The following is a 12,312-nucleotide window of genomic DNA, read 5'->3' as shown; positions in this document are numbered from 1 at the left end:
TCAAATACCTCACTTTCCGGCCCGCAAAGCCACTTTCCGCCCGGCCTCCCTGATCGTTGCCGCCAGCCTTGTCCTGGTCTGCATGATCGCGGCCCTTGGCGCGCTCGCCCTGGTGCAGATGCGCAGGGATGCACTGGACAATGCCGGCGAGGCCTCGGCCAACCTGGCGCTGACGCTGGAACGCAGCATCACGCGCAACCTGCAGATCCACGAGCTGGCGATCGGGGGCGTGGTGGAAGCCATGCACGACCCCGCACTGCTGGCGCAGCCGCCGGCGCTGCGCCAGCGGCTGCTGTTCGACCGCTCGATCAATGCCGAAGACATGGGCTCGCTGCTGGTCACCGACGCCAACGGCACGCTGGTGTTCGACTCGCACCAGTGGCCGCCGCGCCCGGTCAACGTCTCCGACCGCGACTACTTCCAGGCCCACCGCAGCGGCGATCACAGCGGCCTGTTCCTGAGCCGGCCGTTCCAGCCGCGCCTGACGCCGGAGAACAAGTCCATCGGCATCAGCCGGCGGCTCTCCGGGGCGGACGGCAGCTTTGCCGGCATCGTGGTCGGCACCTTGCGCCTGAACTACTTCCGCAAGCTGTTCGATGGCGTAAGCCTTGGCGCGGGCGGCACCCTGACGCTGCTGCGCACGGACGGCACCATCATCATGCGGCGGCCCTATGAAGCCGAATCGATCGGGCGCGACATCTCCGGCAGCCCGTCGTTTGCACCGCTGCTGCAAGGCACGCAAGGCACGTTTATCGGCGTCGCGGCAGTCGACGGAGTGCAGCGGCTCTACAGCTTCAGGCGCATTCCGGGCTTTCCGCTGCTGGTCGTGGTGGGACGCGCCACCCACGACGTGCTGGCACCGTGGTACAAGCGCGCCTGGGTGTTCGGGGCGCTGATCATCGCGCTGGACGCCGCCATCATCGCGCTCTCGGTATTGCTGTCGCGCCAATGGCGGCGCCGCGCCGAGATGGAAGAGCACCTGCGCTGGATGGTCAACACCGATGGCCTGACCGGTCTTGGCAGCCGCCGTGCGCTGGACGACGCCGCCGACGTGGAATGGCGGCGCGCGCGCCGCCACAGCCAGCCTTTGTCGCTGCTGATGCTGGACGTCGACCACTTCAAGGAATTCAATGACCGCTACGGCCACCAGGCCGGTGACGATGCGCTGGCCGCGGTGGGCGCCTGCATCCAGCGCCAGGTGCGGCGGCCGGGCGACTATGCGGGGCGCTATGGCGGCGAAGAGTTTGCCATCCTGCTGCCGCACACCAACGCTGCCGGCGCGGCCGCCATGGCGGAGGCCATCCGCGCCGCCATCGAGGCCTTGCAGATTCCGAACTCGGCCGGCGCCGACGGGCACTTGACGGTCAGCATCGGTGCGGTGACCGATGCCAACAGCCCCGGCAACGAAAAGGATTTCGCGGAGCTGCGCGCCTTCCTCCGTGCCGGCGACGAAGCGCTTTACCTGGCCAAGCGCTCCGGGCGCAATTGCGTTGCAACCTTCGGCACGACGATGGCAGTGGCAACGGCGCCTTGAACTACGCAGGATGCCTTCCGTCAACGATCAAGGGAACCGCTTGCGCATTCAGATCGAAGGTCATTATGGTTCCCGAGATGGTCTGCATGCCAGGCATGATGGCCGAATTCCGGGACCCGAAAAACTTCGCGTGACGCAAGCAGGCATTACAAAGGCTCATGCGCGAATGCCGCCGCGGCGCGCTGCATCCGGGATTTGCCGGAGCGGCAGCTTACCCGCCGGCGGTGTCCCATAAGCCAAAGGCCGGCAGCCGCTTGATCGCATCGAGCCGGCGGGGCGGCGCCTTTCAGGTGCCCTTTCCGGCCGCCGCAGCCGCGCGGCCTGCCGCTTCGAGCGGCGGCTTGACGCTCTCCAAGGCGCCGCCGCCGTCGCAGGGAATCAGCGCACCGGAGATATAGCCCGCGTAGGGTGACGCAAGAAACAGCGCAAGGTTGGCGATATCGTCTACCGTGCCGAACCGCTGCAGCGGCACGCATGCCTGCGCGGCAGCACGGTCCTGATCGGTGGGTGCCATCAGCCTCCGGAAGCCCTCGGTGCCCTCGATAGGCCCTGGCGAGATCGAGTTGATGCGAATGCCATCCCCGCCCCATTCGAGCGCAAGCACGCGCGTCAGCTGGTCAACCCCGGCCTTGGCCGCGCTGGCATGTGCCTGGTAGCGCATCGGCACGAAGGACTGTGGCGCGGTGATATTGATCACCGCTGCGCCAGGCTTGCGCAGGTAGCTGTAGGCCTGGCGCAGCACGTGGAAGGTGCCGACCAGGTCGATGTCGACCACCACGCGAAAGCCGTTCGACGACATGTGCCTGGCCTCGCACAGAAAGTTTCCGGCGGCGCCGGAGACCAGCACATCGACAGGGCCCAGGCGCTCGACCGCTTCGGCGAACGCGCGGCCGACCGCGTCGAAGTCGCGCACGTCGGCGCAGACACCATGGACCGGTGCGCCGGATTGCGCCAGCTGCTTGCACGCGGCATCGACATTTTCCTGCTTGCGGCTGGCCACCGTCACGCTGGCACCCTGCCTGGCAAAGGCCTCGGCGATCCCAAAGTTGATGCCGGTGGTACCGCCGAACACGAAGACGTGGCGGCCCGTGAAATCGAGATTGACTTGCATGACTATCCTCGTGAAGGACGCTGCCCGGCTGGAGCCGCCTGGCGTCCGGTTGTCAGTCGAACCTGGGCACACGCCTTTCGGCAAAGGCGGCAATGCCTTCGGCGGCATGGGCACTGGCAGCGGACTCGACCATCAGTCGGTGCTCCAGTCCGAGCTGCGCCTGCAGGGTTCTCTCGTGCGCGCCGTCGACCAGGTGCTTGATCCGCCCCAGCGCCGCGGTGGCGCCGCGCGCCAGCGCTTCAGCCAGCGCCTCCGTACGCGCCGGAAGCTCAGCGTCCGGGACCACCTCGCATACGATTCCCATCTCAAGGCACTGCTGCGCGGAAAGCGCCACATTGGTGAAGAAGATGTGCTTGGCACGCATGGCGCCGGCACGGCGCGTCAGGAACCATGACGACCCGGCATCGGGTGTGAGGCCAATCGCGGAATAGCCGCCGCGCAGCTTCATCGACTCGGCGGCCAGCACGACGTCCGCGCACAGGGCCAGGCCGATGCCGCCACCGCCAACCGGCCCGTTGACTGCGCTGATCACTGGTACCGGCAGCGTGGCGAGCTGGTACAGGGCGGCATGCAGCGGGCCAAGCAGCGCGTCGAGCATGGACGGCAGTCCGGCACCGGCGTGGAGGAAGGCGTCAATGTTGCCCCCGGCGCAGAATTGCCGCCCGGCGGCACGCAGCACGACCACGCGTACCGCGGTATCCGCGGCGACCTCGTCGATGCACCCGATCAGCGCGCGCACCGCATCCGCGTCGATCGCATTGCCCCGCTCGGGCCGGTTCAGCGTGATGGTGGCAATGGCGTCTTGCCGCGTCAGCAGGACGGACTGGGTCATGATGGGGTTCCCGTTGATAGTGTCCGGTCGTTGAGCGAAGGCCGGCTCAGCTTTGCCGCCGCAGGATCGCGACCGATACCGCGGTGCCCAATCCGCCGTTGTGCTGCAGCGCCATACGGGCGCCCTCGACTTGCCGATGGCCAGCGTTGCCGCGCAACTGGGTGGTGAGCTCAGTGATCTGCGCCAGCCCGGTTGCGCCCAGCGGATGCCCCTTGGACAGCAGGCCGCCTGATGGACACACCACCACCTGGCCGCCGTAGGTGTTACGCCCCTCGACAACGAAGCGCTCGAGGTCTTCCTCGTCGCAGAAGCCCAGGCACACGTACGTGAGCAATTCGTTGCTGACGAAGCAGTCGTGCACTTCGGCCACGTCGATGTCGTGCGGCTCCACGCCGGCTGTGGCGTAGGCGCGGTCTGCCGTGCGCCGTGCCGCGCCCCGGCTCAGCGCATCGGGCACGTTGGGTGGGTCGAGGTCCGCCGCGATATCGCTGCCCATCTCATGCGCCAAAATCGCCACATCCGTGCGCAGTCCGTGGCGCCGTGCGAACCGGTCACTGCACACGATCACCGCGGCAGCGCCGCAGCTTGGCGGGCACGCATAAAGCTTGCGCAGGCGCCCCCAGACCGTGGGCGCGGCCAGCACTTCCTCGACCGTGAGCGGGTCGCGGAAGATCGCATAAGGATTGTGCCTGGCATGCGCGCGCGCCTTGACGGCGATCCGCGCAAACACCTCGTCCGGAATATGCAGCTCGCGCGCGGTCCATTCAAGCTGCGAGCCAAACATCATCAGCGCCGGCGGCAGCGCGCGTTCGTTTTCGCCAAAGCCCATCGCCGCCGCCACGCTCTCGCGGTGGCGTTCCAGCGGATCGGCATAGCCTGGAAACACCCGGTCCAGCGCGCCGGGCTGCATTTCCTCGAAGCCGACCGCGAGCGCGCATTCGGCCGCGCCCGCCAGCACCGCCTGGCGCGCCAGGTAAAGCGCCGAAGAGCCGGAAGCACAGTTGTTGTTGACGTTGGTAATCGGGATGCCGGTCATGCCCACCCGGTAGAGCGCACGTTCGCCCGAGCACGAGTCGCCATACACGAAGCTGGCGAAGGCCTGCTCCACCAGGCTGTAGGCGATGCCGGCATCGGCCAGCGCCGTGCGCACCGCCGTCTCGGCCATCACGTCATAGGGTTCGCTCTGGCCGGGGCGCTTGAACGGCACCATGCCGACGCCGGCGATCAATACATTGCTGCGCATGGATAGTCTCGCGTCTGTATTCAGATGCTGCGGTGCTGCGCGGCCCAGTATGGCGTGCGCAGGTCCTTCTTCAGCACTTTGCCGTTCGGGCTGCGCGGCAGGGAATCGACGAAGTCCACCGATTTCGGCGCCTTCACGCTGCCCAGCTTTTCCTTGCACAGCGCGATCAGTTCCGCGCCGCTCACGTCCATGCCCGGGTTCAGCTCGACCACCGCCTTGACGGCCTCGCCCCAGTTGGCGTCCGGCACGCCGATGACCGCGCAGTCCTGCACCGCGGGGTGGGTCCAGATCACCTGCTCGACTTCGCTGGGATAGACATTGAAGCCACCCGTGATGACCATGTCCTTCTTGCGGTCGGTGATGCGCAGATAACCGTCGCCGTCGATGTGCCCGATGTCGCCGGTATGCAACCAGCCGTCGACGATCGCCTCGTCGGTCTTCTCCGGTGCGTTGTAGTAGCCTTTCATGACCAGGTCGCCGCGCACGCAGATCTCGCCGCTCTCGCCGGTGCCGAGCGGCTCGTTGCACTCGTTCATGATCGCCACGCGTACCAGCGGACTGGGACGGCCGCACGAAAGCAGCCGCGCATCGTCGGCAACGCTGCCCCCAACAAAGTTCTCCTCCGGCCGCTTGATCGCGATCGATCCGGGCGCTTCGGTCTGCCCATAGGCTTCCATCATGACCGGCCCGAACACCGCCAGCGCGCGGCGCAGCTTCTCGGCCGACATCGGTGCCGCGCCGCAGATGAAGTACTTCAGCGAAGCGTAGTCGTGCTGCGCGATGCCAGGCGTATCGAGCAACCGGTAGATCACTGTCGGCGGCAGGAAGAACTCGGTTACCCGGTGCTTTTCGATCGCCTCGACCAGCGCGGCGGGATCCGGCCTGGTCAGCACCACCACCGTGCCGCCGCGCGCGGTGCACGGCAGCGACAGCACGCCCGCGGTGTGCGTCATTGGCGCGGCGGCCAGGTTCACGATCTTCTCGTCCGCACGGTAGCTGCAGGCAATCATGAACTGCGCGCAGAACGCCTGGAAGCTGCGATGGGTGTTCATCACCCCCTTGGGCAGCCCCGTCGTGCCGCCGGTCGGCATCACGGCAACGGTGTCGTCCGGCTCGTACGGAACCTGCGGCCGGCGCGCCGGCTGCCCCGTTATCCAGTCGGGCAAGCCCGTCGCGCCGGGCACGGCCTCCTCGATGCAGACATAGAGCCGGACCTTGGGCAGGTTCGGGCGCATCGCCCCAACCACGGAAGCGAACGCCTTCTGGAAGAACAGCACTTCGCAATCGAAGCCGTCCAGCAGTTGCTGATTCTCTTCCACCGAGCCGCGCGGATTGACCGGCATCCACGCCATGCCTGCGCGCCACAGGCCCAGTGTGCAGGTCCACGCGGTGGGATGGTTGGCGCCCAGCACCGCCCCGATTTTCCCGCGTCCCATGCCCGCAGCGAGCAGCGCGTGCGCGATGCGACATGAAAGTGTCCCCACCTCGTCGAAGGTGAACGCCTCGTCATCCATCACATAGGCCACGGCATCGGGAGCGATCTGCCAGCCGCGGTCGAAGAAATCAATGATCGCCATGTCTTGTCTCCTGAGGTCCGGCTTACGCGCCTCCGAGGGCGCGCCGGATCTCGATCAGGCGTTGTCGCCGACCGGTTTGAAATAGCGGATGTCCCAGATGTTGCCCATGCGCTCGTCCGCCAGGACGGCGCGCACGCGCATGCCGGGCTTCACGGCTGCAGGATCGATCTCGCCGAGATAGTGCGCCAGCGCGGTGTCGGCGCCATCGAGGCGGATCAACCCCAGGACGTAGGGGCGGGCCACCGGCTGCAACATCCCGGGCTCGCGCACAATGGTGTAGGACACCAGCGTGCCGGTGTCGCTGACGTCGACCCAGTCGCGCAGCTCGGCAAAGCACTCGGGGCAGGACAGCCGTGGCGGCACGTAGGTGCGCGCGCAGGCGGCGCAATGCGTCGCGGTGATCTTGCCGTGGTCGCGCAGCGCGGCGAAGAAGCGGCCGTTGGTTTCGCCCACGTCGTAGTTGATGTCGGCATACAGCACCGGCTGGCGCAGGATGGCCGGCTCCGCGTCTTCCAGGTAAGCGGGATACATGGTCCTAGTCTCCTTGTGTCGTGCCCGGGTCCCGCACGGGCTCCCAGTAGAGGATGTCAGTCATCAACCCCTTGCGCTCGGCCTCGGGCCGGAACACGGCACGCACACGCATGCCGTTGTGCACCTTGTCCAGGTCGGTTTCGCCGATGTAGTGCCACAGGAAGCCGGCGGTGCGGCCGGGCGAATCGACCATCAGCACGCCGACCGGGTAGGCGCTCGACTGCACCGACAGGTCGTTGGTATCGATGAACGGCATGTTGAACGACATGAAGCCGGCCACGGTGGCCTCGGGCCCCATTTCCACCCATTGCGGGTCGTCGAAGTTCTCGCCATGGCACACGCTGCATACGGCCTGCGGCGGCAGCATGGTGAAGCCGCAATGGCGGCAGACCATGCCCATGAGGCGGCCGTGGTCGCGCATCTCGCGCGAGAACCTGCCGTTGAACAGGCCCAGCGGGTATTCCATGAAGCAGGGCGTGCGCAGGCGCGTCGGCGGCACGGGAAGGGTTTCGGGTTGCTCGGTGCTCATTGCCATTCCTCCTTACTTGTCCTTGGACAGCAGCATCAGCGGCGTCCAGCCGGTGCCGCCGAAGCCGGTGGCGAGGCCCAGCCTGACATCGCGCGGCACCTGGTGTTCGCCGGCATCGCCGCGGATCTGCAGGGCCAGCTCGCCGTAACGCAGCAGGGTCGAGGGAACGCCGGGGTTGGTGCAGGTGACCCCGCCGGAAGGGTTGATGGGCAGTTCACCGTCGATATCGGTGGCGCCGCTGCCCATCAGCTTCCAAGCCTGGTTCGGTTCGCACAGGCCCATGGTTTCCATCCACACCAGTTCGGCCCAGGTGCAGGGCTCGTACATCTCGATCACGTCGAGCTCCTTGGCTGGATGCGTGATGCCATTGCGCTTGTAGAGCACCTCGCACGCCTTGGCCAGGCTTGGCAGCACGCAACGCTCTTTGGGCGCGATGAAGTCCTGCAGGGCAGCCCAGTGCTGGGCCGAGTGGATGGTGACCATGTCCTTCACCCACACCGGCTTTTTGGTGAGCTTGTGCGCCACCTCCTCGCTGGCAAAGATCATCGCCGCCGAGCCTTCGGTGATCGGGCACATGTGGAGTTGGCGCATCGGTGCCGTCAGCATGGGTGACTTGAGCACGTCCTCCACGGTCAGGTGCTCGCGCAGATGTGCATAGGGGTTCTTCAAGGCGTTGTTGGCGGCCTTGACCCGGGCGATGGCAACAGCTTCTTCGGTGCAGCCGGACAGCTTCACATAGGAGCTTGCCATCAGGGAGAAGGTCCCCACGGCGCCCACGCTGCACCATTTCTCGGTGAGCGCGTGCAGGCCCGAGTTGATCGCCGCCTGCAGGAACGGCCCGCGCGGCAGCGTGCCCGGGGGCGGGCCCACGAACTTCGCCGTTGCCGAAACCAGCGCAACGTCACAGGCGCCGGCTGCGATGTGATGCACCGCCGACAGCGCCGCCGACCCGCCCACGGTGCCGCCGGTCTCGATCTTGACCACGGGCTTGCGGCAGTGCCCCACCCAGTCGGCCAGCTCCATCTCCGACTCCGCCGTGCCCGACACGTAGTCGATGTCGGCCAGCACGATCTCTTCGACCTGCTTCATCGTGATCTGCGCATCTTCCAGCGCCCGGCGCACGGCCTGGTTGGCCAGCTCCGCCTTGGTCAGCGGACTGCGCGCCATCATTTCCGTCTGGCCGAAGCCGACGATTGCCACTCTGCGATTCATACTGTTTCTCCGTTGCGGCGCCGCCTGGCGTCACCAGGCCAACATCAAGGCGTGGTGCCCAGGACCATGACCTGCTGCAGTTGCCCGCACGGCCCCGAAGCCAGATGGGCCAGCCCGGTGCGGGCGCCATCCACCTGGCGCGCGCCCGCCTCGCCACGCAGTTGCAGCACGATCTCGGCAATGCGGCCCATGCCGATGGTGGTATGGGAACAGCCGGACAGCGCGCCGCCAGACAGGTTGACCGGCTGATGGCCGCCGCGGCTGCTGGTGCCGGACTCCAGCCAGCGACCGCCCTGCCCGGCTTCGCACAGGCCCAGCCCTTCATAGGCCATCAGCTCCTGGTAGGAGAACTCATCGGTCACCTCGAGCAGATCGATTTCCTTGCGCGGATCGCGGATGCCGGCCATGCGATAGGCCTTGTTCGCGGCGATCTGCAGCACCTCTGAGTCCGCAAGGTCGCGGTCCCCCAGGTTGTAGCCGTCGCAGCAGTTGGCCTGGCCCTTGATCCACACCGGCTTGCTGGTCAGCTGCCGCGCCCTTTCCTCGCTGGCCAGCAGCATGACGATGGCGCTGTCGCCAAAGGCACGCGTCTGCAGCGCCGTGATCGGATCCGACAGTGCCTTCGAGCCGAGTACGTCGGCGACGCTATAGTCCCCCGCGCGCAGGGCCCACGGGTTGTCCTTCGCATGGCGCAGGTTCTTCACCGACACCGCGGCGCATTGTCCGGGCGTGATGCCGTACTTCTCCATGTAGCGGTTGGCCTGCAGCCCGGCGGCCTGCACGTTGTCAAGGCCGAGCGGACGGCAGAAGAAGGGATCGAAAACCTTGTTCTCGATCGCATTGCCCGCACTGCTGCTGGTGGAGTCGTGGCATACGGCGACCACAAGCACGGTTTCGAACTCGCCGGAGGCAATCTGCCAGGCCGCTTCGAGCACGCCGACGGCACCGTCCTGGTCGATCTTCTCATCGGGGCGCAGGTTGGCGCCGGCCACGTCGACCACCAGCGATGCCGAGAAGGGCCGCGCGATGCGCGAGTGCTCGTGGCAGATCAGGCTGGCGTCAATCCCGCCCTTCTCATATGCCGGCAGGAAGCGCAGGCCGGTTTCCTGAAGCACGGGACGGATGGCCTGGTAGGCCAGTTCCTCGGGCGAGTACGCGCGCTTCTCGCTGTAGTTGACTTGCGCCATGGAGACGATGGCGACACGGTTTGACATGCTCATCCTGGTGTCCTCGGGCGGTTGACTAGTGCACCTTGCGCTGCTGGTCGGTCCAGTATTTGTCGCGCACTTGCCTGCGCAACACCTTGCCGATCACCGTCATCGGGAGCTGGTCGACGATGGTCACTGTCTTCGGCGCCTTGTAGCCGATGCGCTCCTTGCAGAAGGCGATGATCTCGGCGGGATCGGCGCAGTGCCCTTCCTTGAGCACCACTTCGGCGTGCACGGACTCGCCCCATTCGGCATGGGGCACGCCCACCGCCGCCGACATCAGTACGGCGGGGTGCGCGTTAAGCGCCGCCTCTACCTCGATGGCGTAGACGTTGAAGCCGCCGCTGATGATCATGTCCTTCTTGCGATCGACGATGTACACGTAGCGGTCTTCGTCGATGTAGCCCAGGTCGCCGGACTTCCAGAAGCCGTCCTGGAATTCGGCAGCAGTTGCCTCGGGATTCTTGTAGTAGCCCTTGATCACGCCCGGCCCGCGGATCCAGAGTTCGCCGGTCTCGCCGGCCGGCAGCTCGTGGCCTTCGTCGTCCATCACAACGATTTCGGTTTCCGGCAGCGCGATGCCGGTGGAGCTCAGGTGGCGGGTGCTCTCGCCAGGGGCGCGCAGGTGCTCGGCCTTGCTCAGCACGGCCACCGGTGCCAGCGCTTCGCTGCTGCCATAGGCCTGGATGAAGATGTTGCCGAACTTCTCCTGCAGCAGCGCAAGCTTGGCCGGACTCATCGGCGCCGCGGCATAGAGGATCGTGCGCAGGCTCGACAGGTCGAATTGCTCGTTCAGGCCGAACTCCAGGAAGCGGTAGAGGATGGTCGGCACGAGATGGCTGGACGTGATCCGCTCGTTCTGGATATTGGCGCAGAACTGTCTGAGGTCGGATGCGTTCATGGTGACGTGGCAGCCGCCCTTGAACGCAAGGGTCGTCGCGTACGCCGCGGCCCCGTGACTCAGCGGGGTAATGCTCAGGTGGCGGGCGTCATAGCCGAACATGTCGTCCGGCATCGAGTAGAAGTAGCGGTGCAAGGCCAGCCAGTTGTTCAGGCTGTACATGCAGCATTTGCCCCGGCCGGTGGTGCCGCCGGTGAAGCGCAGGAGCAGCGGTTCGTCCGCGTCGATTTCGATATGCGGCTCCGTGTCCGGCACGCCCTCCAGCAGGTCCCAGAAACAGGACACGCCATCGCGCGGCGTGGCGGGCGGATCCATGCACACGATGCGGATGCCGCGCTGGTGCAGCATGTCGTAGTACTTGTCCAGCAACGCGGTTTCCAGGAACACCACCCTGGGCTCGACCCAGTCGATCTGCCAGAGGTGCTCGTCGAAGGTGTCCCGGAAGTTGCACCATGCCGCCTTCACGTCCGCCTTGGCCAGCGTGCAGAAGGTCAGCAGGCTCATGTTGTCGTTGTCGAGAATGGTCAGGTAGATGTCGCCCGACATAAGGTTGAGCCGCTCCTTGATCATGCGGGCGATCCGGTTGGTAAGCCGGTGCAGCTCCAGGTGCGTATAGCGGCGGTTGCGCTCGACATTGACCAGGGCTTCGCGCTGCCCGAACCGCGAGGCGGCATCGAGCAACCATCTCGAGAAATCGATCTTCATCCTTGTCTCCTTTGTGTGCTGTGCTTGCCTGGGTTGACCCAGGTCGTCAGATGCCGCGGAACGCCGGCGGTCGCTTTTCGCTGTAGGCAGCGAGTCCCTCGCGAAAGTCATGGGAGCGCGTGTGCTGCTGGCAGGCCAACAGCTCGTCACGCAGTGCTGCCTCCTGCGAGAGGTCGACCGACCGGCCGGCCACCGCCTTCATGCGGCGCAGCACAAGGCTGCTCTTGGCCGCCATCCGCTCCGCCAAGGCCGCCACGGCCGCCAGCAATTCCTCGTCGGCGACCACCTCGTTGAGCAGCCCCCAGGCCTGCATCCGGGCCGCGTCGGCAAGGTCACCGGTAAACAACAGCTGCTTGGCGCGGCCGAGGCCGACGCGGCGCGGCAGCACCGCAGCGCCGCCGCCGCCAGGAAACACGCCGAAGTTGGCATGGCCGTCGCCGATCCTGGCGCCCGCCGCTCCGATCAGGATGTCGCAGCACATTGCCAGCTCCAGGCCGCCCGCGACGGTCAGCCCGTTGATCGCCGCGATGACCGGCTTGGGCATGTTGCGCAGCAGCGAAAGTGTGGCAAGGGTGCGATCGGCGAAATTGGGCTCGCCCGGAGCCACTTCGAGGCCGGCGAGCAGCGCCTTGAGATCGGCGCCGGCGCAGAACGCCCGGCCGGCCCCGGTCAGCACCAGTACGGCCTGGCCGGCATCGGTCTGCACTGCGGTGAGCGCATCCTGAAGCTCTTCAAGCATGCGCAGGTTCACCGCATTGAGTTCGGCCGGGCGATTCAGCGTGATCCACGCGACCGGGCCTCGCCGTTCGTAGATAATGGTTTCGTATTGCACTGTGCTGTCTCCTTGCGGGCTGGCAAGCTGGCGGCAATGCTGCGCGCCCGGGCTGCCCGGCCAGTGGCGGGCTCAGGCGCTCGCCGCCCGTCCGCTG

The 12,312-nt window shown here is 66.5% G+C and carries 11 protein-coding genes; 1 reads left to right on the top strand and 10 read right to left on the bottom strand.

Annotation, left to right across the window (positions count from 1 at the left end; all coding sequences use genetic code 11):
* The first annotated feature begins 82 nt into the window (after positions 1–82).
* On the top strand, positions 83–1,534 hold the full coding sequence (locus AC3WVS_RS00800; RefSeq protein ID WP_492316952.1) for a sensor domain-containing diguanylate cyclase: 1,452 nt from the start codon (positions 83–85) through the stop codon (positions 1,532–1,534).
* A gap of 286 nt (positions 1,535–1,820) precedes the next feature.
* Here AC3WVS_RS00800 and AC3WVS_RS00795 read toward each other — a convergent pair whose 3' ends face one another.
* The 10 genes from AC3WVS_RS00795 to AC3WVS_RS00750 are packed head-to-tail and all read right to left on the bottom strand — an operon-like array spanning position 1,821 to position 12,215.
* A complete protein-coding gene (locus tag AC3WVS_RS00795) occupies positions 1,821–2,645 on the bottom strand; it encodes an SDR family oxidoreductase (protein ID WP_492316951.1) in 825 nt (274 codons plus the stop codon).
* A gap of 52 nt (positions 2,646–2,697) precedes the next feature.
* On the bottom strand, positions 2,698–3,477 hold the full coding sequence (locus AC3WVS_RS00790) for an enoyl-CoA hydratase/isomerase family protein (protein WP_492316950.1): 780 nt from the start codon (positions 3,475–3,477) through the stop codon (positions 2,698–2,700).
* A gap of 46 nt (positions 3,478–3,523) precedes the next feature.
* On the bottom strand, positions 3,524–4,720 hold the full coding sequence (locus AC3WVS_RS00785; RefSeq protein ID WP_492316949.1) for a lipid-transfer protein: 1,197 nt from the start codon (positions 4,718–4,720) through the stop codon (positions 3,524–3,526).
* Positions 4,721–4,740: 20 nt separating this feature from the next.
* The gene (locus AC3WVS_RS00780) at positions 4,741–6,297 is read right to left on the bottom strand and encodes a class I adenylate-forming enzyme family protein (protein WP_492316948.1); all 1,557 of its coding nucleotides are present in this window, start codon (positions 6,295–6,297) and stop codon (positions 4,741–4,743) included.
* Positions 6,298–6,351: 54 nt separating this feature from the next.
* Positions 6,352–6,828: a Zn-ribbon domain-containing OB-fold protein gene (locus AC3WVS_RS00775; RefSeq protein WP_492316947.1), complete on the bottom strand. Its 477-nt coding sequence runs from the start codon at positions 6,826–6,828 to the stop codon at positions 6,352–6,354.
* A gap of 4 nt (positions 6,829–6,832) precedes the next feature.
* The gene (locus tag AC3WVS_RS00770) at positions 6,833–7,357 is read right to left on the bottom strand and encodes a Zn-ribbon domain-containing OB-fold protein (protein WP_492316946.1); all 525 of its coding nucleotides are present in this window, start codon (positions 7,355–7,357) and stop codon (positions 6,833–6,835) included.
* A gap of 12 nt (positions 7,358–7,369) precedes the next feature.
* Complete coding sequence (locus tag AC3WVS_RS00765) at positions 7,370–8,569, bottom strand: thiolase C-terminal domain-containing protein (protein WP_492316945.1); 1,200 nt, start codon at positions 8,567–8,569, stop codon at positions 7,370–7,372.
* A 44-nt stretch (positions 8,570–8,613) separates the two neighbouring features.
* On the bottom strand, positions 8,614–9,789 hold the full coding sequence (locus AC3WVS_RS00760; RefSeq protein ID WP_492316944.1) for a thiolase family protein: 1,176 nt from the start codon (positions 9,787–9,789) through the stop codon (positions 8,614–8,616).
* A gap of 22 nt (positions 9,790–9,811) precedes the next feature.
* Entirely contained in the window at positions 9,812–11,383 is a 1,572-nt protein-coding gene (locus tag AC3WVS_RS00755) for a class I adenylate-forming enzyme family protein (protein WP_492316943.1), read from the bottom strand.
* Positions 11,384–11,429: 46 nt separating this feature from the next.
* The gene (locus tag AC3WVS_RS00750) at positions 11,430–12,215 is read right to left on the bottom strand and encodes an enoyl-CoA hydratase/isomerase family protein (RefSeq protein ID WP_492316942.1); all 786 of its coding nucleotides are present in this window, start codon (positions 12,213–12,215) and stop codon (positions 11,430–11,432) included.
* Positions 12,216–12,312 lie beyond the last annotated feature (97 nt).

This window comes from Cupriavidus sp. CPT47-8839-RL05A, from assembly GCF_058792255.1.
This window is presented reverse-complemented; position numbering and strand designations above follow the sequence as displayed.

Coding starts and splice junctions, on each gene's coding strand:
- AC3WVS_RS00800 (WP_492316952.1), top strand. CDS start 83: ATGATCGCGGCCCTTGGCGCGCTCGCCCTGGTGCAGATGCGCAGGGAT.
- AC3WVS_RS00795 (WP_492316951.1), bottom strand. CDS start 2,645: ATGCAAGTCAATCTCGATTTCACGGGCCGCCACGTCTTCGTGTTCGGC.
- AC3WVS_RS00790 (WP_492316950.1), bottom strand. CDS start 3,477: ATGACCCAGTCCGTCCTGCTGACGCGGCAAGACGCCATTGCCACCATC.
- AC3WVS_RS00785 (WP_492316949.1), bottom strand. CDS start 4,720: ATGCGCAGCAATGTATTGATCGCCGGCGTCGGCATGGTGCCGTTCAAG.
- AC3WVS_RS00780 (WP_492316948.1), bottom strand. CDS start 6,297: ATGGCGATCATTGATTTCTTCGACCGCGGCTGGCAGATCGCTCCCGAT.
- AC3WVS_RS00775 (WP_492316947.1), bottom strand. CDS start 6,828: ATGTATCCCGCTTACCTGGAAGACGCGGAGCCGGCCATCCTGCGCCAG.
- AC3WVS_RS00770 (WP_492316946.1), bottom strand. CDS start 7,357: ATGAGCACCGAGCAACCCGAAACCCTTCCCGTGCCGCCGACGCGCCTG.
- AC3WVS_RS00765 (WP_492316945.1), bottom strand. CDS start 8,569: ATGAATCGCAGAGTGGCAATCGTCGGCTTCGGCCAGACGGAAATGATG.
- AC3WVS_RS00760 (WP_492316944.1), bottom strand. CDS start 9,789: ATGAGCATGTCAAACCGTGTCGCCATCGTCTCCATGGCGCAAGTCAAC.
- AC3WVS_RS00755 (WP_492316943.1), bottom strand. CDS start 11,383: ATGAAGATCGATTTCTCGAGATGGTTGCTCGATGCCGCCTCGCGGTTC.